The organism is Achromobacter sp. DH1f (assembly GCF_000633435.1).
GTDB classification, from domain to species: Bacteria; Pseudomonadota; Gammaproteobacteria; order Burkholderiales; family Burkholderiaceae_B; genus Achromobacter; species Achromobacter deleyi.
The window spans coordinates 81,626-102,008 of record NZ_AYMF01000036.1; the positions used below are offsets into that span (position 1 = coordinate 81,626).

Genomic DNA, 20,383 nt, shown 5'->3' on the forward strand with positions numbered 1-20,383 from the left:
GCAGCCCAACCAACACCGACTGAATGTGGCGTTTGATGATTGGCATATGAGTGGACTACAGACAGAGCTACCGCTTCAACAAGTCCTGCACGACTTGTTCCGAGATTATGCGAATGATGAAACCGGAGGCCAAGACGCCTCTCGCGGTTTCAATTTTCAGGTCTGGCATGCTGTTATAGAGGTTCTCCGAGCATTTAAGCAGGGCGAGGACTTCGCAGTTGTACTCGAGTGGCAGCAAGATATTGCTGTCCTAAACTCGTCACAGACGCCGACTGGCGCGAGATTTCTTCAGCTCAAGAAGAATGAAAGAGCCGCGCACTGGACACTTCATCAGATTTCCGCTCCCGAACAGTCTAACGCGTCTCAGTCAGACCAGAGCGATGTCCACGATGCCAGCGCAGCAGCTCCGCCCTCGACGAAGCAATCTGGTAAGTCAGGTAAGGCTGCTAAATCGCGCAAAACTACTAAGCCCTCTTTTCTCGCTAAGTTGTATCAGCAACGTCGGCGCTTCAAAGCACTTGAGCAGTCGCGACTGGAGTTTGTCTCGAACGTAAAGTATCAAGTTACGGGACCGGACGGGGCAAAGAAGACTTATGACACCGTCACGTTGGCTACGCTAGATGCCAAGATTTTGTCAGAGCTCGAGGACAAAATTCGACGACAGCTTGAACTGCCGCCTGAAGAGAATGTCGACTTCTCTGACATTGACTTGCTCATTAGTGACTGCCCTTTGACGGACTCACACAAGCATGCAACAGGCGAGCTTGCCGCCATGCAAATGAGTGGCGGCCTACAGTTAAGCGGTTCGGCGACGATGATAGCCGTACTCATCATTGCGTCCTATGTTCATCAGCGCTCCGGAAACCGGAAATTTGCAAGGACCTTCGAAGAGCTATTAAGCCGGGCAATTACTCGGACTGACGTTTCAGAATGGTTGTCAGCAGCTAATAAAGCAGGTGTCTCCCCTGAAGACCAAATTCTTGAAATAGTAGAGAGAATGGACCGAGAGACCGCGTCATTCTCCATAGTTAGGAAAATGCGCGATGCAGCGTTTCAAGCGTGTGTTGATATCCTTAACCGTGCTGGCCCCGTACCGTTGATGGCTGCCCAGCTAAAGCATCTTTTTTCTTCGAAAAACGAGTATGACGCGTACGGCCGCGTAACCGACATACTTGCAGTGTGGCACCAAGATTTTCTCGACCTATACCCTTGCGATACGAGTATCTATAGTCGCGAGTATTTGTACTGTCTAATGTCTATGATTATTCAGAATGCTACCTCAATCCAACACCTACCATCTATTACGTCTAGTGCGCAATCTGAGGACGAAGAATGAGGCCAACCGTCGTATATCTAGGAATTTGGCTTCTGTCCGAGAGAGACCTGAAGGCACGGAAGATAACGTTCAACCCAAAGCTGAACCTGCTCACGGGCGGGAATGAAACTGGGAAATCGCGAATTCTGAAACACATAGTGTGGGCGCTCGGTGGTGAGCCCACATCTCGTGACGCAGGAAACTGGGACGTAAATGTCATTGCGGCACTTGGTGTAGCGGTAGATAGCAAACGCTACACTTTCCTGCGGCGTGGGTTGCACGAGCGCGCAGTTTTTGATGAGTCAGGGGACCTAATCCGGGCAACCGAGAGCGCATCTGTTTGGGCAGATGTGTTTTCGTCTATTTTTGGCTATCCATTAAAGCTTCAGAGGCACAGTGAAGGTGTCTTTGCGCTCGCCGGGCCAGAATATGCGCTGCTGCCGTTCTACATTGACCAGGAAGGTGGCTGGACAAGTAAATGGGCAAGCTTTACCCGACTCACTCAATTCGCCCGCTGGGAACCGATGGTGTTCGGGGCATTTACTGGTTTAAGGCCTCTTCGTTACTTCGACGCGCAGCTGGCGCGCGACAGCCTGTCCTTTCAAATCCGAGAGGCTCGCGCGCAGGTCAAGGTGCAGGAAAGAGCTTTCCAGCAGGTTAAGAAGATGCTGCCCCAAAGCCCAACTAAACTTGATGAGAACCTGTTCGCTCACGAACTCAAGGCTCTGTCCTCCAAAGTTATTTTGCTGGGTGAAGATGAGGCAAAAATTCGCGCGGAACTGCTAGACGTCGCTAGGCAGCTTCAGGCGCGCTCCGTTGAACTTCGGATTGTGTCAAGAGCAGAGCACGAATTGGTCAGCGACCTCGCATATCTCTCTAAAGCCCCCGACGAGGGAAGTTTGACTTGTCCGACTTGCGGCCAAGAGCATCAAGTGAATTTTCAAGCTCGCTTCGAGCTTGCATCCAGCGCGAATGACGCTCATCTTTTAGTTATAAAAGTCAGAGATCAGCTGAATAAATTGAAAGGCAAGGAGGTTGGACTTCGTGCCAGGTTGGGGAGAATCTCATCGCAGATTGTCGAGATTCGAAAAGACTTGGAGCACCGGGAAGGAGACCATAGCGTTTCGGACGTAGTTACAGCCAAGAGCTTAGATACTATCACTATCGCATATCAAAAAGCCCAGCTCGAGCTTAAGGCAAGTATCGATGACCTCGATGAAGATTACCAAGACTTGAAGGATGAGCTCGCGCGACTGACTGACGACGAACGAATGCGAAACGTTCGAAAGGCCTATAAAGACCACTTCAATTCCTATGCGAGCAATTTGCTGATTGACCGAACTGAAGTGAAAGTCGCGCCAATCGGGTCGCGGCCAAAGCTCGGCTCTGGAAGTTCTGGCCCGCGCATCGTTCTGGCGACCCACATGGCGCTTTTAAAGGTCAACGATGAGTTCGGGAATGGCCCTCGTTTTCCGTTCATTGTCGACACTCCACGGCAGCAGGACCTCGACAAGGACAACGCGCAGACTCTACTGAGGACCATCGCGAAAAAGGCTGCCACGCATCAACTATTTATTGCCAATGGGGACGTGCCTGAAGGCTGGGAGCCCAATGAAGATTGTTCCATTTTTGCCTTCGATGAGAAGCGAAAACTCCTCCAGTCAGACGTTTACGCCGATGGCGTTGCACTGTTGTCGCCTTACGTTCAAGCTATGGAAGAAGCAGTTCGTCAGGAACGGGTGAACAATTTAGCTGACAGCGCCTCTACCCAGTCTGAGAGCCAAGATTCCTTAGCCTCCGAAGCTAATGAACCCAAAGTCTTAGATGAGGATGAGGATGAGGCTGCTGACGGTGAGTAGGGCCGCGAGGCTTTCCCATTACTAGGGATGCACCGATTGCCAAACCCAGCCTCGCGCCATCTGTATAACGTCACCCGTCAACTCTACAGGGTGAAGAATCCAGACCGTAAGACCGAGGCGCTCCATATCCTTCACCAAAATAGTATCGAAGTGAGGAACGTCCTCCACGCGCGTCGCTAGCAATAGCGCCTCAGCATAAGCCTCGGTGTGCCACATACTGCTCCGGCGCCAATTCACCTATGACTCTTGACTCAGTTTAAGAGCAGTTTGTCTCGTGAGCGGTGGATTGCCTAACTAGGCAAAACTCAATTCCCGCAATCTAGAGGTTGAAGAAGAGACACTATTCAAAGAACGTCACTGTTGCGGGAAAAATCCCAGAACCATAGTACTGGGTAATCCATACGGTCGGCGATTAGGCGAATTGAGGGATGGCAGACACGGTTGCACTCGGAAAGAGAGGGGGTGAAAAGAAGGCTGCGTGAAAAGCAGGGCGCCATCCTAAGGCGGGGCAATGCCGGTTGTCAATGCGGGCCAGCCAAAATGCTGCATTGTGCGGGTGGCGTGTGCATCGCAACTGCTCGTGACCGCTGTGCGTCGTCATTGTTCAAGGCCGCTCTTTGTGGCTTTCGCCCTACAGCCCAGCGTTTGTAAAACGAAAATACAGCCTGTACTTTGTTTTCGGTAATGCGGGGCAATGTACGCATTGAGTATCGTGCACGCCTTTGCCCCGCGCCTCGGTCCCTACAGCCGTGTCACCTGCAACACCGCGTCGGCAAACGCCTTGGGCGCTTCCTGCGGCAGATTGTGGCCGATGCCGCCGGTGATGTCGCGGTGCTGGTATTTGCCGGTGAACTGCCTGGCGTACGCGGCGGGGGGCGGGTGCGGCGCGCCGTTGGCGTCGCTTTCCAGGGTGATGGTGGGCAGGGTGATCCTGGGCGCCACCGCCAGGCGGCGTTCCAGCTCGTCGTAGCGCGCTTCGCCCTGGGCCAGGCCCAGGCGCCAGCGGTAGTTGTGGATCACGATGGCGACGTGGTCGGGGTTGGCGAAGGCCTTGGCGCTGCGCGCGTAGGTGGCGTCGTCGAAATCCCATTTGGGCGAGGCCAGTTTCCAGATCAGCTTGTTGAAGGCGTCCAGGTTGGCGGCGTAGCCGGCCGCGCCGCGTTCGGTGGCGAAGTAGAACTGGTACCACCATTGGAATTCGGCTTCCGGCGGCAGGGGCTTGCGGTTGCCTTCCTGGCTGCCGATCAGGTAGCCGCTGACCGACACCAGCGCCTGGCAGCGTTCGGGCCACAGCGCGGCCATGATGTTGGCGGTGCGCGCGCCCCAGTCGAAGCCGGCGACGACGGCCTTGGGGATCTTCAAGGCGTCCATCAGCGCGATGATGTCGACGGCCACCACGGCCTGTTCGCCGTTGCGGGCGGTGTCGGCCGACACGAAGCGGGTCGAACCGTAGCCGCGCAGGTGCGGCACGATGACGCGATAGCCGGCGGCGGTCAGTTGCGGCACGACGTCGATGAAGCTGTGGATGTCGTAGGGCCAGCCGTGCAGCAGGACGGCGACCGGGCCGCTGGACGGACCGGCGTCGACATAGCCGATGTCCAGGTCGCCCGCGCGGATCTGGCGGATGGCGCTGAACGTGGTGCCGGCGGCCGATGGCGTGCCGTTGGCGGTGGATGGCGCGGCCAGCGCCTTGGCGTTCAGGCCCAGGTTCAACAGGCTGGCGCCGGCCAGGGCCGAGGTGGTGCCGAGCAGGCGGCGGCGTTGAGTGTCGATGGGGTCGGGCATGGTGGGGGTCTCCGGAAGGGGATGGGGTGCAGGGACGTTGTAGCCAGCCCCAGGACGCGAAGGGTGTCGCAATGTACGGGCCGAAGGTGTGGATACATAAGGACGTAAATCTCTTGCCTGGCTGGGGGCCCACGGGGGCGTGAAGGGGGCTTGACCCGCGCATGGTTGTGCATTCGGCCCGGACTTGGCATGATCCGCGCCATGGCAACGGCACCCGCTTTCCGCACGACCTCTTCTCGCCCCGGCCGCACGGTCTTGCGGCTGGCGCTGGGGCTGGCCGCGCTGGTGGCGGCGGCCTATGCGGCGACCGCCGTGATGGAGATTCCGCCGCCCCAGCAATTGCTGCGGCTGGAGGTGTCGGCGCCGTCGCGCCGCGGCGATCTGTTTCCGGTTCGTGAGGTGGCGGTGCCCGCGCAAGCGTTCGCGTTGCCGTCCCGCCCGCTGCCCATGCCGGCAACCGTGCCCTGGAAGGGCGGAGAACGGCCATTCGCCGAGTTCCTGCCAGGCACCGCCACCAACGCGTTCGTGGTGCTGCGCGATGGCGAGGTGGCCTACGAGTGGTACCGGCCGGGCGTGGACGCGTCCACCCGGCTGTCGTCGTGGTCGATGGCCAAGTCTGTCGTGTCGCTGCTGGTGGGCCAGGCGATTGCGCGCGGCGAAATCCGCGAAGACGACCGCCTGACCGCGCTGCTGCCCGAATTGGCCGGCGCGGGCGACTACGACCGCATCACGCTGGGCCAGTTGCTGGACATGGCCTCGGGGATCAATGTGGCGGAAAACTACCGGCCGTATTGGCCTGTTACTGGCACGGCCCGCATGTACCTGACCCGCGATCTGCCCGGCTACGTGCGCACCCATCGCGAGATGCATTTCGTGCCGGGCAGCCAGGGCGACTACCGCAGCATCGACACGCAATTGCTGGGCATGGTGCTGACCCGCGTGACGGGCCGGCCGCTGGCCGACCTGCTGGCCGAACGCCTGTGGCGGCCGATGGGGGCAGAGACGGCCGCGACCTGGAACCTGGATACGCCGGGCGGTACCGAAAAGGCGTTCTGCTGCTTGAATGCCACGGCGCGCGATGTGGCGCGCATCGGCCAGCAGGTGCTGGACGCAGGAAGCGGCCACAGCGTCATCCCCCCGGCCTGGGTGGCGCGCATCGCCCGGCCGCCGACGCATCCGGTGGACGGCTGGGGCTACTCGGCGCAGTGGTGGCAACGCGATCCGCAAGGCAGTCCGGATTTCGCGGCGGTGGGCATCCACGGCCAGTACCTGTACATCGATCCGGCCAGGCGCGTGGTGATCGTGAAGCTGAGCGACTACGGCGAGAACCAGGACGAAAAGGAAACCTACGACGCGCTGCGCGCGATTACAGGATCCCTGCCGTCAACGCCTTGAGCGTGGCGGCCGCGCGGGTCGAGCATTCCAGTTTTCGGAACACGCTTTCCACGTGGGTGCGCACGGTGCTGGGGCTGATGTTCAGGGCGCGCGCGGCTTCCTTGTTGCTGGCGCCCAGGCTGATCTGGCGCAGCACGTCCAGTTCGCGTTGCGACAGCGACGAGGCCGCGCGGCGCGGGGCGGCGCTGGCGTCGCCGCCGGCCGCGGCGATGGCGGCTTCGGCAACCATGGTGTCGTAGCGGCCGGCGGCGGCCTCCTGGCGCAGGATGCGCGCGGCGTCCGGCAAGGCATGGGCGGGCCGCCACGGGCGGTCTTCCAGCAGGGCTTGCAAGGTCACGGTGGTGGCCAGTACCCGCTGCGGCAGGGGCAGCGCGGCGCCTGATGCGCCCCGGAAATAGCCGCTGCCGTCCAGCCGTTCGTAGGCGTAGGACGCCAGGTCGGCAGCCTGGCTCAGGCCCTTGATCTGGCGCGCGGCGCGGGCGGTCCAGTAGGGCATCAGGCGCAGCTGTTCCCACTGGTCGGGCGTGAGCGGGCCGGGCGTGTCCCACAGCCGGTTCGGCAAGGCGGCGCGGCCGATGCCGTGCAGCAGGGCGGCGGCCTGCAATTGCGCCTGCGCGTCGCCATCCAGGTCGAGCCGGGCGGCGGTCTGCATGGCCAGCGCGGCGACGCGGCGCGAGTAGCCGGCCAGCCACGGCAGCTTCAGTTCGGCCACGTCGGCCAGCAGGGTCAGGGCCGCCGGGGCGTCGGCGCGGCCGTCGGCCAGGCGCCATTGCGAGGCATCGGGTGGCGCGGCGTCGATGTCGTCCAGCCAGGCCGGCCCGTGCTGCACGGCCAGCGCGGCGATGTCGGCCGGATACTTGGCGCCGGCCTGGCGCCGCAGGAAGTCCAGGGCGCTGTCGCGGCCGTGCGCGCGGCTGAGAATTTCCAGGTCGCTGGCGGCGTTGACGATGAAGGCCGCACGCGAGACGTCGGCGCCGTCCAGCGCTTGCGGCATGCCCTTGCCGTCGTAGCGTTCGAAGGCGTGGCGCAGGCCGGTCACGACCGCTTGCGGCATGCCCAGGCTGACGGCGACGTCGCCCGAGATCTCGCAATGGATCAAGGCCAGCGGCACAATCATCGATTGCGTGCGCGCGTCCAGCGGCGGCAGGGTCTGCGCCATCATGGCTTCGCGCGAGGCGATGTCGTCGCCCAGCAGTTCGGCAAAGCCGCCCGCGTTGGCGGTGCAGCCGGACCAGCGCAACAGGGCCACGGCGCGGGCATGGTTCTGGCCGGCGGCGTCGGCGCCCAGCGCAGCGGCCAGCAGGCCGGCCAGACAAGCGGTGCGGCGTGAATGGTCGGTGGCGCGGCCCATGCTCAGGTCGCCGACGAACGCCATGGCCAGCACGGCGTCGGTGAGTTCAATGGCGCTATCGGCGGTCATGGGGCGGGCGATGTGAGGGAAGGGCGCATCGGTCAATCAACCGATACCGGGGCGAAGGCGGCAAGACGACACTGGCATCCAGCTAACGCCGCGTCGGTGTTCGGCACCCAAGCAAAAGGAAATTCCATGAAGCGCCATATTATCGCAGCGTCCCTGTTGGCAGCCGGCCTGTTGGCTGGCGCGGCATCGCACGCCCAGGCCGCCCAGCCTTCCGTCGTGATCGTGCACGGCGCCTTTGCCGACGGCTCGGACTGGGCCAAGGTGGTGGCCCTGCTGCAAGCCAAGGGCGTGCAGGTGCAGGCCGTGCAGAACCCGCTGGAATCGCTGGCCGGCGACGTCGCCGCCGCCAACCGCGCCATCGACAACCAGCCGGGCAAGGTGGTGCTGGTCGGCCACTCGTGGGGCGGCACCGTCATCACCGAAGCGGGCAAGAACGACAAGGTGGCCAGCCTGGTCTACGTGGCGGCCTTTGCGCCCGACGCCGGCCAATCGGTGGCCACGCTGACCGACGGCACGCCCAAGGCGCCGGGTTCGGACAGCATCGCGGCCGACAGCCATGGCTGGCTGAGCCTGTCGCCCAAGGGCCTGGCGCGCGACTTCGCGCAGGACGTGCCGGCCGAGCAGGCGAACGTGATGGCGGCGACGCAGGGCCCGATCAAGGCGTCGGCCTTTGCCGAACCCGTGTCGGTGGCAGCCTGGAAGACCAAGCCGTCGTACTTCGTCGTCAGCCAGCAAGACCGCATGATCCTGCCGGCGCTGCAACGCCAGATGGCCGCCCGCATCAAGGCCAAGGTGACCGAGCTGCCGACCAGCCACGTGCCGCAGCAATCGCGCCCGGCGGATGTGGCGCAGGTGATCCTGGACGCGGTTGCCAGCGTGAAGTGAGCGCGGGCCGCGAAGGCGCCCTAGAAGCCGGACGCGAGCTGCTTGAGCGAGTCGATCTTGAGCACGTACAGCTCGCCGCGCCGGTCTGAAATGGTGCCTTCGCGCCGCCACTTGGAAAAGATGCGGCTGAGCGTTTCCGCCCGCATGCCCAGCTTGACCGCGATCTGCGAGTGGCTCAGGGGCAGCACCACCGGCTGATTGGCCTGGGGCTTGCCCGCGCGCAGCACGTATTCCGCCAGCCGCTCTTCGGCGGAACTGGATGTGAGCCAGTCGATCTGGTCGGTGTGGTGGCGCACCAGGTTGGCCGCGTGCGACAGGACGCGGCAGGCAAAGCGGGCGTCGTCCTGACACAGCTGGCGAAAGGCGTCGCCCTGCAGCAGGCAGCCATTGCCCGCGGTGCGGGCGCGCACGCTGTGCAGGTGGCGCGGCGCGGCTTCGAACAGCGCCAGCACCGACAGCCAGCCGCCCGGCCCGACGTGGCCGAAGACTTTGTCGCCGCCGTCGGCGGTGTAGCGCAATCCCTGTACCGACCCTTCGCACACCAGCAGGCACGAGGTGGCCGCCTGGCCTTCCGAGAACAGCGTGTCGCCTGGCTCGAACCGCAGCCAGCGGCTGCGTGCGGCCAGCGCGGCCAGGGCGTCGTCGGCCACGCCGCCGAACCAGGGATGCCGGCGCAGGGCGTCGATCAACAGGGACTGGGACGAATTGACAATAGTCATTTGAGGCGGCGGGGCAGGCGCTTAGAATTAAATAAGATTGATTCTTATTTGTAATGGTACCACCACGGCGTCCGGCCAGCCCGGCGCCCGCCCGCACATCGCTTCCTCCCATGGCTATCTCATTTCTGCGCAGGGCCGCATTGGCGGCGCTGTTCCTGTTGCCGGCTGCCGTCCCGGCGGCCCCCGCGGCCCCGGTCGCGTTCGTCGACATGCTGGGCAATCCGGTGTCGCTGGCCGGGCCCGCCCGCCGCGTGGTGACGCTGCCGATGCCGGCCGGTTCATTGATGATTTCACTGGACGGCGGCGTGGCCCATCTGGCGGGCATGCATCCCAGCGCCTACGCCCTGATGCAGGGCGGCCTGTTGGCGCGCCTGTTTCCGGCGCTGGCCCAGGTGCGCACCGACATCACCCGGTCAGGCTTTGCGCCGAACGTCGAAACGCTGCTGCAGATGCAGCCGGACCTGGTGTGGCAGTGGGGGCACATGGGCGACGACCTGATCGCGCCCTTGCGCAACGCCGGCCTGCCGGTGGCGGCGCTGGTGTACGGCACCGAGGCGCGCAGCCGCGAATGGATCCGGCTGATGGGCCTGTCGCTGGGGCAAGAGACGCGCGCGGCGGCGCAACTGGCCTGGCGCGAACAGGTGCGCGGCGAGATCGCCGCGGTGACCGACCGGCTGCCGGCGGACCAGCGCCCGGGCGTGCTGTACCTGGCGCGCTATGCGCCGCAACTGCGGGCGTCGGGCGCGGGCACCAGCTTCGACGACGACATCCGCCTGGCCGGCGGGCGCAACGTGGCGGCCGCCATCGGCAGCGGGCAGACCATCAACATCGAGCAGATCATGGCCTGGGCGCCGGACGTGATCCTCTTGAACAATTTCGAGCCGGGCCTGACGCCCGCGATGCTTTACCAGGACCCGCTGTTTGCCGATATCCCGGCGGTGCGGCATCACCGCGTCTACAAGATTCCCGCGGGCGGCTACCTGTGGGACCCGCCCAGCCAGGAATCGCCGCTGTACTGGCAGTGGCTGGCGCTGCTCTTGCACCCGGACCGCTTTGACTGGCCGCTGCGTGAGCACATCGCGCAGGCCTATGGGCAGCTGTACGGCTATCAACCGGACGCGCGCGCCATCGATGCCGTGCTGCACGTCGACCAGAACCACGGAGCCGTCGGCTATGACCGCCTGCGTTGAGTCTTCCCCGGCGCGCCTGGCCGCGCCCAGCCGGCGCCTGGCGTGGCCCTGGCTGCTGATGCTGGCGGCATTGCCGGCGTCGGTGCTGGCGGCGCTGTGCGTGGGCCGCTATCCCTTGCCGCTGTCGCATGTGTCCAGCGTGTTGGCGGGGCTGGCGTTGCCCGATGGGCTGACGGACTGGCTGCCGGCGGTCAGCAGCGCCGAACACCGCGTCGTGTTGCAGGTGCGGCTGCCGCGGGTGCTGCTGTCGGTGCTGGCCGGGTCCAGCCTGGCGCTGTGCGGTGCGGCCTTGCAGGGGGCGTTTCGCAATCCGCTGGTGGGGCCGCAAATACTGGGCATCTCGTCGGGCGCGGCGTTTGGCGGCTGCGCCGCGATTCTGCTGTTCTCGTCGCTGTGGGCGACGCTGGGGCTGGCCTTTGCGGGCGGCCTGCTGGCGGTGGCCATCGTGTACCTGCTGGGCCGCACGCAGGGCCGTACCACCATCCTGATGCTGGTCTTGGCCGGCGTGGTGACCAGCGCGTTCTTCTCGGCGCTGATCTCGCTGGCCACGTATTTTGCCGACCCCAACGACAGCCTGCCGGCCATCGTGTTCTGGCTGATGGGCAGCTTCGCCACCGCGTCCTACGTCAAGCTGGCGGCGGCCGCGCTGCCGATCGCGCTGGGCATGGGGCTGCTGTATGCGCTGCGGTTCCGGATCAACGTGCTGTCGTTGGGCGACGAGCAGGCCAGCGCCATGGGCATCGCCGTCGAACCGCTGCGCTGGGTGCTGCTGGGCTGCGCCACGCTGGTGGTGTCGGCCAGCGTGGCGGTGTCGGGCACGGTGGGCTGGGTGGGGCTGGTGGTGCCGCACATCGCGCGCATGCTGGTCGGCCCCGATCACCGCGTGCTGCTGCCGGCCAGCGCGCTGCTGGGCGGCACCTACATGGTGTGGGTCGACACGGTGGCGCGCAGCGCCACCAGCGCCGAGATTCCGCTGGGCGTGATCACCGCGCTGATCGGCGCGCCGCTGTTCGCCTGGCTGCTGCGCCGCACGCAGGGCAGGGGGGCGCACCATGCTTGAACTGGAAAACCTGGCGGTGCAGGCCGGCGGCCGCCGGCTGCTGTCGGACCTGTCGCTGCGCCTGCCCGCCGGGCACATCCTGGCGGTGCTGGGGCCGAACGGCCGCGGCAAGACCACGCTGCTCAAGACCGTGCTGGGCTTGCAGCCCGCCGCGGCCGGACGGGTGCGCCTGCAAGGCCACGCGGCCTACGTGCCGCAGCGCACCGATGCGCTGTTTGCCTACGACGTGCTGGCGATGGTGACGATGGGCCGCGCCCGCCACCTGCGCTGGTATGCGTCGCCCGGCCCGCGCGACCGCGAGATCGCCTACGAGTGCCTGCGCGCCGTGCGGCTGGAACACCTGGCCGAGCGGCCGTTCCAGGCCTTGAGCGGCGGCGAGCAGCAACTGGCCTGCATTGCGCGCGCCATGGCCAGCGCCAGCCCCGTCATCGTGCTGGACGAACCCAGCGCCGCGCTGGACCTGCACAACCAGGACATCATCCTGTCGCTATTGCGCCGCCTGGCCCGTGAACAAGGCCTGACCGTGGTGTTTTCCACCCACCAGCCGCAACACGCGCAGCACATCGCCGACCAGACCCTGCTGATGCACATGGACGCCTGCGAGGTCGGCCCCACGGCGCAGATGTGTACCGACGAACGCCTTTCCCGCCTGTATCGGCTGCCCGTGCGTGTGGCCACGCTGGCGGGTGAGGGCGGCCAGGTGCGTGGCGTGATTCCGCTTTTTCGCTGAGTGAAGATGCCCCTCATCGTCTACCTGAACCACTGGAGCGGCAACGGCCCCGCCGCGCTGACGGGCGGCGAATCGCCGCGGGCCGAGGCCCGGCCGCTGTACGAGCTGGCGCAATGGGACCTGACCCGCGTGCGGGCGCTGCTGGTGCCGGCCAATGTCGACCAGCGCTTTCTGCTGACGCAGCGCGACCGGTTGGAAGCGTATCTGCTGGCAGGCGGCGCCATGGTGTTCAACGGCCACGTGGCCTATCCCTTCCTGCGTTGGCTTGCGCCCTTCGTGCCGGGCGCGGCGCGCGGCCTGGACGGCCTGCGGGTGCATCGCGCGGCCAATCATCCCGTGTTCGACGGCGTGCAGGGCGAACACCTGACTTTCCGTCGTGGCGTAGCGGGCTTCTATGCGCGCGGCGGCAATCCACCGCCCGAAGGCGCGCAGGTGCTCAACACCTTGGGGCCCGATGCCCTGCCGGTGGACTGGGTGCTGGCGCTGCCGGGCGGCGGCCGCCTGCTGGCGCATGCCGGCAACGACCTGTGGATGTATGCCGGCAGCACGGATACCGCCGGACGCATCGTGCCGCAGTTGTTCGCCTGGTTGCGCGGGGATTCGGCATGACGCGGCGCACGCCTTTGATCGCGGCGCTGGACGCCGGCACCTACTACCACGACCGCACGTTCCAGACGCCGGACCTGGCGCCGTATTTCGGCCGCCGCATCTACCTGCCCGAGCTGGACGACGCCGCGCTGGCCGATTGCGATGCGCTGATCGTGTCGTGCCGCACCCACCCGGACCTGCTGGTGGCGCAGCGCGCGCGCTTTGCCCGCTTCCTGGCCGCGGGAAAGACGCTGGTGGCGATGGGCGAAACCGCGTCGCACCGCTGGCTGGACGGCGTGCAGTGGACCGATTGCGAAGTGAATTTCTGGTGGTGGAAAACGCCGGGCGCCGATTCCGGCCTGCGCGTGGCGCGGCCCGAACATCCGCTGTTTTCCTACCTGACGCTGGCCGATGCCACCTGGCACCAGCATGGCACCTTCACGCCGCCGCCGGGTGCGGTGTCGCTGATCGACAAGGCGGGCGCCGGTTCGGTGCTGTACGAAGACACGCGCAGCACGCCGGGCCGGCTGATCGTGACGTCGCTCGACCCGATGTACCACCACGGCAGCTACTTCATGCCCGCCGCCAGCCGCTTCCTGCGCGGCTTTCTGCCCTGGCTGAAAGATTCCACTCCCGCCGCCTGAGGCGGCCCCGTTTCGACCCTTGGTTGTCTTCGTATGCCACGTCCTTTCCCGCTCTCGCCCCTTGCCCGCGCTCTTTTCCTGGCCGCCGCGGCCGCCGGTACGCCGGCCTTTGCCGCCGACACGCCCCAGTTGCCCGCCATTCAGGTCACCTCCGACAGTCCGGCCGATGACGGCCGCCTGCATGCCCTGGGCGCCACGCCCGCGCCTGCCACGATCGACCACAGCGTGACGCAGTCCGTCACGGTGATCGATCGGCAGGACATCGACCGCATCAACACGTCCAGCACGCTGGACCTGCTGGGCCGCGTGCCCAACGCCACCGTCAGCCGCAGCGGCGGCATTGCCGGCACCGTCTTCCTGCGCGGCCTGAACACCAACGACATGCGCGTGCCGATGTTCATCGACGGCGACCGCTTCCGCGGCCGCAACACGCTGCAGTTCATGTTGATCAGCCCCACCGAGATCGAGCAGGTCGAGGTGGTGCGCGGCCCGGATTCGTCGCGCTTTGGCAGCGACGGCCTGGGCGGCCTGATCAACTTCGTCACCAAGCGCGGCCACGGCAATTTGACCCAGCCGTTCAGCTTGAATGGCGGCGAGGCCTCGGTGACCTACAACAGCAACGGCCACGGCGTGCTGAGCAACGTGGCGGTGGAAGGCGCGGGCGACGGCTTTGACCTGCGCGTCTACGCCACCGGCCGGCGCGCCAGCAACTACGACAGCGCCACCGGCGAAGTGCCCAACAGCGACTACCGCGGCGCGGGCGGCGGCATCGTGCTGGGCTACATGCCCGACGCCAGGCAGCGCATCGAAGCCAGCGCGCGCGTCGCCTACGTGAAAGACGGCGCTGCCGGCACCGTGCCGGCCTACCCGGCCAGCAGCAGCCGGCGCGACCCCAACCGCGTCAAGCAAGGCCGCCTGGCCTATACCGGCGAATTCGACGGCGTCATCCGCGACCTGAAGGCCAGCGTCTACGTCAACGAATTCAACACCGTGCAGGCCACCCACAACCAGACCAACCCGGCGCGGGTGGTCGACAGCCGCACCAACGTGATCGGCCCGGTGGTGTATGGCGGCAGCGTCGCGGCCACCGTGCCATGGGCCCAGACCAACACCACGTTCGGCCTGGACTTCATGCACGAACGCCGGCCGGGGTCGGAAAGCCGCAGCGACACCACCGTGGTCCGGCCCAACGGCACGTCCACCACCACCAGCACCGCCTACACCAAGGGCGGACCGAACCAGTACCAGACCAACGTCGGCGCCTTCGTCACCACGGAATGGAAGCCCGCGCCCAAATGGACGCTGACGGCGGGCGGCCGGTTCGATTGGTTCCGCTCTGACGTGGACCTGGACGCGCTGCCGTCGCCCAACCTGCTGCCGGCCTTCAAGGCCGCGCAGAACAACACGCAGACCGCTACCACCGGCAGCCTGGGCCTGTCGTACCGCGCCACCGAAGTGGTCGAGCTGCTGGGCAGCGTGGGCACGTCGTTCCGCATGCCGTGGACGTCGGAAATGTTCAGCGCCGGCTACACCGGCACCAGCTACACCATTCCCAACCCCGCGCTGAAACCCGAGCGCGGCACCACCGTCGAAGCGGGCACTCGCCTGCATTTCGACACCGCTACCGTGGGCCTGACGGCGTTTCGCAGCGACTACCGCGACTTCCTGGAAAACGCCACGACGTCGTACCAGGGCCTGCCCGCCACCCAGCGCCGCAACGTCGGCCAGGTGCGCATACAGGGCGTGGAATCCGACTGGCGCTGGCAGCTGACGCGCGCCGTCAACCTGTACGGCAACGCCAGCTACCTGCATGCCACCAACCGCAAGACCGACCGGCCGCTGGCCTCCATTGCGCCGCTGAGCGGCCTGGTGGGCCTGCAGTACGTGGGCGCCAACGAGGCGTATGCCCTGAGCGGCGAGGTGCAGTGGGCCAAGGGCCAGAGCCGCTACGACGCCCGCACCGAGTACCCGGCCGCGGGCTTCGGCGTGGTCAACCTGTATGCGCAATTGCAGCTGGACAAGCTGGGGCTGCCGCAGGCGGGCAACACCCAGGTGGTGGTGGGCGTGAACAACCTGTTCGACCGCGCCTATCGCACCGCCGCCACCTCTTCGAACGTGGCCTATGCCATGACGGACCTGAACCCGTTGCTGGAGCCGGGCCGCAGCTTCAGCGTGACGCTGCGCACGCGCTTTTGACGCCTCGGGCATGCGGGCCTGATGCGCGCTTGATGCCTTTCTGACTTGCTTCATTCGATGCGCTTTTGACGCAATTACCGCCGGCCGCCGCGCGGCCGACATTTTTCCTGCTTTTCCGGAGACAGACTCATGACCATCCCGACCATTCCCGCCGGCAGCGTGCTGCGCGTACAGGGCGAAGAAGGCCCCATCCCGATTCCGTTCGACGCCGTCATGGCCTACCACGGCCATGGCGCGCTGGCCATGCTGGCGCTGGTGTTCCAGGGCCTGCGCGGGGCGCTGGCGCGGCTGGAAGCGGGCGGTGACCCGGTGCCCAGAAGCGAACTGAGCGTGGTCAGCGGCCACCCCGGCCCCGGCGTGCGCGACGCGTTCGAATTCGTGACGCGCGCCGTCACGCGCGGCTGTTACCGGGTGGACCTGTCTCTGCCCGAGGCCCGCTACAGCGCCGCCGCCGACAAGTCGTACAGCTTCTGGCTGCGGCGCGGCGACCGGGCCGTGCAGGCGGTGCTGCGCGAAGGCGTGCTGCCGCCGGAATTCTTCGCCTTGCTGGGCAACCCGGCGCCAGAGGCGCAGCGTGAGCATGCGGCCTTGCGGGCGAGGATCGCCGAGCGGGTGCTGGCGCAGGCGCCGGAGGCGCTGTTCGTGTTCGGGGAAAGGCAGCTGTAACGGCAGGGGGCAGCGGCATCCCAGCCGGTGGACTGTCCCCAGATTACCGATCTATGCTTTCAGGGAACTGTAAGCATTCGGCGCGGTCCATAGCAACGGGCCTGCCGTCGGCCGGCCCGCTTACCGGATCGAGGAAGACCCCCATGTTTGGATTTGGAATTGCCCTGGCCGTTCTTGGCGTCGTATGCCTGCATGCGGCCTATGGCACGCACCGCGCCGGCTGCGAACGGCGCGACACCTATGCGCTGGCGGGGCTGGGCGCCGTGGCGGCCAGCGGCAGCGCGCTGCTGCTGGTCTAGGCACCGCCGCCACGGTCAGCCGTGGCGGCGGCGTCTGGTCACCAGTAGTACTTCACCGATGCCACCACCGTGCGGCCATTGCCGTACATGCACACGCCGTACGATTGGCAGCCGCTGACGTATTGCTTGTCGAACAGATTCGCCGCATTCAAGGCGAAACGCCAGTTGGGCATCTCGTAGTGCAGCCCGGCGTCATACACGGTGTAGCTGGGGATCTTCAACGAGTTGTCCGACGCGCCCGCGGCCGAGCTTTGGTAGCGCACGCCCGCGCCCAGGCCGAAGCCTTCCAGCGGCCCGGTGCGCCAGGTCCAGTCGCCCCACAGCGAGGCCATCTGGCGCGGGCGGGGAATGTCCACCGGCCACTTGCCTTCGGTGCCGTCGTTGGCCTGGGTGATCTTGACGTTCTGGAACACGTACGCGCCGACGATGGACAGTTCAGGCGTGATCTTGCCCACCGCGCTCAATTCCACGCCCTGCGACCGCACCGCGCCCGTCTGCACATAGGTGCTGCTGGTGGGGTCGGCCGGGTTGGTGGTGACGACGTCGGTCTGCTTGATCTGGTAGACCGCCGCGTTCAGCGTCAGGTTCTTGCCGTCGGGCTGCCAGCGCAAGCCGGCTTCGACCTGCTCGCCCTTGGTGGGCTTGGCCCACGAGCCGTCGGCCAGGCGGGTGTTGGACACCGGGTTGAACGACGTGGCGTAGCTGACGTACGGCGACAGGCCATAGTCGCCCAGGTAGGTCAGGCCCACGCGGCCGGTGAAGGCCTGGTCCAGTTGCGAGGCGCGGGTATCGGCTTCGCGGTCGGTCTGTTCGGTCTTGGCCCAGTCCTTGCGGCCGCCCAGCGTCAGCACCCAGCGGTCCCATTTGATCTGGTCCTGCGCGTACAGGCCCACCGAATTCATGGTGGTGTAGGTGTCGGTGCGCGGATAGGCGTTTTCGCCGTAGAAGATCGACCGGTTGATCGGCGTGTAGACGGGGTGGTACAGGTTGAGCGACGGCGCCAGCGCCAGCCATTCGCTGTCGGTGGTGGACTGGCGGCTGTATTCCAGGCCGGTCAAGAGCGTGTGCTCCAGCGCGCCGGTACGGAATTTGGCCTCGGCCTGGTTGTCGACGTCGAAGCGGCTGTAGTTGAACTGGAAGATGCCGGCGTAGCGCGTCATCGACTGCATGGTCGGATCGCTCTCGTCCAGGCCGCCGCCATAGACCGAGCGGTCATTCAGTTGCAGGTGCATCAGGCGGGTGTTCTGGCGCAGCGTCCAGACGGAATCGAGCTTGTGCTCTAGCGCATAGCCAACCGACCACTGCTTCTTGTGGTAGTAGTCGAAGTCCGGTTCGCCAGTGTAGAGATCGCGCGAGATCTTGCCGTTGGGGTTGCTGATGACGGTGCCCTGGGCGGGCAGGAAATTGCTGGACGTGTCGCCCCAGTCTTCCAGGAAAGTGGCCGACAGCGTCAACGTGGTGGCGGCGCTGGGCTGCCAGCGCAGCGACGGGGCGAAGACCACGCGCTGGTCCTTGTTGGGGCCCGACTGCGCGTTGCCGTCGCGGCCCACGCCCAGCACGCGGTAGGACAGCGTGCCGTTCTCGTCGAGGGTGTCGCCGATGTCGAAGCTGAGCTGCTTGCGCGCGTAGTTGCCGACCTGGGCTTCGATTTCGCGCGTGCGTTCGCCGTTGGCCAGTTTGCTCTGCACGTCGACGATGGCGCCGGGGTCGCCCTGGCCGTACAGCACCGAGGTCGGCCCGCGCAGCACGGTGATGCTGTCGATCAGGTAGGGGTCGACCCGCCAGCTGGCCAGGTTGAGCGTGTTGGGCACTTGCAGGCCGTCGACATAGGCGGTGGGCGTGAAGCCGCGCAGCGCCGAATACCAGTCCGAACGGTTGTCCGAGCCGTAGCTGGAAAAGCCGGGCACGTAATGCAGGGCCTGGTTGATGTCGGTGGCGCCCGTCATCTCGACCTGCTGCGCCGTGACCACATTGATGGTCTGCGGAATCTCATTGAGCGCCGTGTCGGTCTTGGTGCCCGTGCGGCTGCGGCGCGCGACCAGGCCTTCGACGGCTTCGCCGCGCGCATCGCCATAGACGGACACGGCGGGCAGCGTGGCGGTGTCCGAGCCGGGCTGCTGCACCACGGCGGTATTGCCATTGATCCTGGCGGCCAGCCCGGTGCCGGCCAGCAGCCGGTCCAGTGCCTGTTGCGGCGTCAAGGTGCCGTTGATCGCGGGCGCGCGGCGGTTCTGCACGGCCTCGGGCAGGTAGTAGATCTGCAGGTTGGTCTGGCGGCCCAGCTGCAACAGCGCCTGCGCCAGCGGCTGGGCGGGGATGTTGACCTTGACTGCGCCGGCGGCCTGGGTCCGCGCCTGCGCGTGGGCGGCGGGCGGCGCCACGGCCAGCGCGGCGGCAACGGCCAGGGCAAGGGGGGCGAGGGCGGCGGTCAGGGGGGCAGTGCGGCGTAGGGCGTAGGGCCTGGCGGGGGTCACGGTCACGATGGGCTCATTGGGGGCGGCGGATCGGGGCGATCCGGCCGACGGGTCATGCGGGGCAAACCCCGCTTACTGGCTATGAGCGAATCGGCGGGCAAACCCCGTAATGATTCTCAACTAAAAATTGATACTGTTTGTATCAGCGGGCCGCGATGTCGCTGCCGCCATCGGCGCGCGGCACGATGCGCACGGGGATCAACGCAGGCAGGGCAGCCAGGAAGCCGGCGGTGTTGTCCACGTCGAACACGCCGGCAATGCGGATGCCGCGCAGCGCGGCGGCCACGCGTATCGGCTGGCTGCGGTAGCGGTTGATCTCGTCCACCACCTGCGCCAGCGGCACGTTGTCGAACACCGCCTTGCCCTGGCGCCAGGCGGTCAGCGAGGCGACGTCGACGGATTCGACACGCAGCGCATCGCCGCGATGGGCCACGGTGACGCCTTCACCGGCGGTCAGTTGCGCCAGCTGGCGGTCCCACCATGAACCGGTCGAGACTTCGACCGAGCCGGATTCGACGGCGATCGTCAGCCGTTCGCGGTCGTAGCGCACGTTGAAGCGCGTGCCGGTGACGCGCACCCGGCCCGCGGCGGTGTCGACGATGAAGGGGCGCGCGGTGTCGTGCGAGACCTCGAACATGATCTCGCCTTCCTGCAAGGCCACGTGGCGTTCGTTGCGGGTATAGCGCACCTCGGCCTGGGTGGCGGTGTTCAGCGTCAGTACCGAATCGTCCTGCAGCGCGACCTGGCGGCGTTCGCCGCGGCCGGTGGCGTAGCGCTGCTCGAACAGGGTGTCGACCGGCCACCAGAGCGGCCAGGCCACGCCGGCTGCGGCGGCGGCGCCGGCCGTGGCCAGGCCCCAGGTCAGGCGACGCCGTTGCGGCGAGACCGCGCGAGGCGGGGCGGGCTTGCGCGTGGCGTAGGCGCGCAGGTCCTGGTCGGGCACGGCCTGGGTCAGGCGCCAGACGTCCAGCATTTCCTGGTAGGCGCGCTCGTGCGCGGCATCGGCGCGGCGCCAGGCCTCGAACTGCCGCCGTTCGCCGGCCGTCATCAGGCCGCCCTGGTCGCGGGCGAACCAATAGGCCGCGGCGTCCAGGGTGTCCCCAGGCAGGTTCGAAACGTCAGAGTGGTCCATGGTGCTCCCGTGCCGGCATCAGCGCA

Annotated in this window: 16 protein-coding genes and 1 pseudogene; 12 read left to right on the forward strand and 5 right to left on the reverse strand. The window is 66.1% G+C overall.

Translation table 11 applies throughout. From position 1 onward, the window contains the following. Positions 1–46: 46 nt before the first annotated feature. Positions 47–1,336 (forward strand): dsDNA nuclease domain-containing protein, encoded by a 1,290-nt coding sequence (locus U858_RS35125; RefSeq protein WP_081821749.1) that lies wholly within the window; start codon positions 47–49, stop codon positions 1,334–1,336. Beyond that, positions 1,333–3,174 carry an ATP-binding protein gene (locus U858_RS0128755; RefSeq protein WP_081821750.1) on the forward strand — a complete coding sequence of 614 codons (1,842 nt, stop codon included), beginning with the start codon at positions 1,333–1,335 and terminating at the stop codon, positions 3,172–3,174. The genes U858_RS35125 and U858_RS0128755 overlap by 4 nt, the downstream gene beginning before the upstream one ends. A 741-nt stretch (positions 3,175–3,915) precedes the next feature. Here the strand turns inward: U858_RS0128755 and U858_RS0128765 are convergent. Then, positions 3,916–4,959, reverse strand: a complete 1,044-nt coding sequence (locus tag U858_RS0128765; RefSeq protein WP_025140573.1) for an alpha/beta hydrolase — start codon at positions 4,957–4,959, stop codon at positions 3,916–3,918. Between the two features lie 201 nt (positions 4,960–5,160). On the opposite strand from U858_RS0128765, the gene U858_RS0128770 reads away from it, so the two are divergent. After that, entirely contained in the window at positions 5,161–6,354 is a 1,194-nt protein-coding gene (locus U858_RS0128770; RefSeq protein ID WP_232786623.1) for a serine hydrolase, read from the forward strand. On the opposite strand, the gene U858_RS0128775 is transcribed toward U858_RS0128770, so the two are convergent. Further along, positions 6,326–7,774: an HD domain-containing phosphohydrolase gene (locus U858_RS0128775; protein WP_025140575.1), complete on the reverse strand. Its 1,449-nt coding sequence runs from the start codon at positions 7,772–7,774 to the stop codon at positions 6,326–6,328. The two genes, U858_RS0128770 and U858_RS0128775, sit on opposite strands and share 29 nt — an antisense overlap. Positions 7,775–7,900: 126 nt before the next feature. Between U858_RS0128775 and U858_RS0128780 the strand changes: the two genes are divergently transcribed. Then, entirely contained in the window at positions 7,901–8,659 is a 759-nt protein-coding gene (locus tag U858_RS0128780; protein ID WP_025140576.1) for an alpha/beta fold hydrolase, read from the forward strand. A 20-nt stretch (positions 8,660–8,679) separates the two neighbouring features. Here U858_RS0128780 and U858_RS0128785 read toward each other — a convergent pair whose 3' ends face one another. Beyond that, a complete protein-coding gene (locus tag U858_RS0128785) occupies positions 8,680–9,378 on the reverse strand; it encodes a Crp/Fnr family transcriptional regulator (RefSeq protein ID WP_029954435.1) in 699 nt (232 codons plus the stop codon). A gap of 110 nt (positions 9,379–9,488) precedes the next feature. Here U858_RS0128785 and U858_RS0128790 point away from each other — a divergent pair, with 110 nt between their 5' ends. From U858_RS0128790 to U858_RS35775, 8 genes are all read left to right on the forward strand, one after another. Continuing rightward, complete coding sequence (locus U858_RS0128790; protein ID WP_025140578.1) at positions 9,489–10,568, forward strand: ABC transporter substrate-binding protein; 1,080 nt, start codon at positions 9,489–9,491, stop codon at positions 10,566–10,568. Continuing rightward, the gene (locus tag U858_RS0128795) at positions 10,552–11,628 is read left to right on the forward strand and encodes an iron ABC transporter permease (protein WP_029954438.1); all 1,077 of its coding nucleotides are present in this window, start codon (positions 10,552–10,554) and stop codon (positions 11,626–11,628) included. Before U858_RS0128790 ends, U858_RS0128795 begins: the two co-directional genes overlap by 17 nt. Further along, positions 11,621–12,358 carry an ABC transporter ATP-binding protein gene (locus U858_RS0128800; protein ID WP_025140580.1) on the forward strand — a complete coding sequence of 246 codons (738 nt, stop codon included), beginning with the start codon at positions 11,621–11,623 and terminating at the stop codon, positions 12,356–12,358. Before U858_RS0128795 ends, U858_RS0128800 begins: the two co-directional genes overlap by 8 nt. A gap of 6 nt (positions 12,359–12,364) precedes the next feature. Further along, positions 12,365–12,967 carry a hypothetical protein gene (locus U858_RS0128805; protein ID WP_025140581.1) on the forward strand — a complete coding sequence of 201 codons (603 nt, stop codon included), beginning with the start codon at positions 12,365–12,367 and terminating at the stop codon, positions 12,965–12,967. Then, positions 12,964–13,590 (forward strand): hypothetical protein, encoded by a 627-nt coding sequence (locus U858_RS0128810; RefSeq protein WP_025140582.1) that lies wholly within the window; start codon positions 12,964–12,966, stop codon positions 13,588–13,590. The genes U858_RS0128805 and U858_RS0128810 overlap by 4 nt, the downstream gene beginning before the upstream one ends. Positions 13,591–13,623: 33 nt before the next feature. Beyond that, positions 13,624–15,786 carry a TonB-dependent receptor gene (locus U858_RS0128815; RefSeq protein WP_025140583.1) on the forward strand — a complete coding sequence of 721 codons (2,163 nt, stop codon included), beginning with the start codon at positions 13,624–13,626 and terminating at the stop codon, positions 15,784–15,786. Between the two features lie 129 nt (positions 15,787–15,915). After that, positions 15,916–16,452, forward strand: a complete 537-nt coding sequence (locus tag U858_RS0128820; protein WP_025140584.1) for a hypothetical protein — start codon at positions 15,916–15,918, stop codon at positions 16,450–16,452. 143 nt (positions 16,453–16,595) lie between these two features. Then, a complete protein-coding gene (locus tag U858_RS35775) occupies positions 16,596–16,751 on the forward strand; it encodes a hypothetical protein (RefSeq protein ID WP_157838866.1) in 156 nt (51 codons plus the stop codon). Positions 16,752–16,789: 38 nt separating this feature from the next. Here the strand turns inward: U858_RS35775 and U858_RS0128830 are convergent, their stop codons facing one another. Then, complete coding sequence (locus tag U858_RS0128830) at positions 16,790–18,988, reverse strand: TonB-dependent siderophore receptor (RefSeq protein WP_025140585.1); 2,199 nt, start codon at positions 18,986–18,988, stop codon at positions 16,790–16,792. A gap of 745 nt (positions 18,989–19,733) precedes the next feature. Continuing rightward, positions 19,734–20,357: pseudogene (locus tag U858_RS36545) on the reverse strand (FecR domain-containing protein); the annotation flags it as partial. Positions 20,358–20,383: the final 26 nt, after the last annotated feature.

Coding starts and splice junctions, on each gene's coding strand:
- U858_RS0128800 (WP_025140580.1), top strand. CDS start 11,621: ATGCTTGAACTGGAAAACCTGGCGGTGCAGGCCGGCGGCCGCCGGCTG.
- U858_RS35775 (WP_157838866.1), top strand. CDS start 16,596: ATGTTTGGATTTGGAATTGCCCTGGCCGTTCTTGGCGTCGTATGCCTG.
- U858_RS0128790 (WP_025140578.1), top strand. CDS start 9,489: ATGGCTATCTCATTTCTGCGCAGGGCCGCATTGGCGGCGCTGTTCCTG.
- U858_RS0128765 (WP_025140573.1), bottom strand. CDS start 4,959: ATGCCCGACCCCATCGACACTCAACGCCGCCGCCTGCTCGGCACCACC.
- U858_RS0128810 (WP_025140582.1), top strand. CDS start 12,964: ATGACGCGGCGCACGCCTTTGATCGCGGCGCTGGACGCCGGCACCTAC.
- U858_RS0128785 (WP_029954435.1), bottom strand. CDS start 9,378: ATGACTATTGTCAATTCGTCCCAGTCCCTGTTGATCGACGCCCTGCGC.
- U858_RS0128775 (WP_025140575.1), bottom strand. CDS start 7,774: ATGACCGCCGATAGCGCCATTGAACTCACCGACGCCGTGCTGGCCATG.
- U858_RS35125 (WP_081821749.1), top strand. CDS start 47: ATGAGTGGACTACAGACAGAGCTACCGCTTCAACAAGTCCTGCACGAC.
- U858_RS0128820 (WP_025140584.1), top strand. CDS start 15,916: ATGACCATCCCGACCATTCCCGCCGGCAGCGTGCTGCGCGTACAGGGC.
- U858_RS0128770 (WP_232786623.1), top strand. CDS start 5,161: ATGGCAACGGCACCCGCTTTCCGCACGACCTCTTCTCGCCCCGGCCGC.
- U858_RS0128780 (WP_025140576.1), top strand. CDS start 7,901: ATGAAGCGCCATATTATCGCAGCGTCCCTGTTGGCAGCCGGCCTGTTG.
- U858_RS0128815 (WP_025140583.1), top strand. CDS start 13,624: ATGCCACGTCCTTTCCCGCTCTCGCCCCTTGCCCGCGCTCTTTTCCTG.
- U858_RS0128805 (WP_025140581.1), top strand. CDS start 12,365: ATGCCCCTCATCGTCTACCTGAACCACTGGAGCGGCAACGGCCCCGCC.
- U858_RS0128755 (WP_081821750.1), top strand. CDS start 1,333: ATGAGGCCAACCGTCGTATATCTAGGAATTTGGCTTCTGTCCGAGAGA.
- U858_RS0128795 (WP_029954438.1), top strand. CDS start 10,552: ATGACCGCCTGCGTTGAGTCTTCCCCGGCGCGCCTGGCCGCGCCCAGC.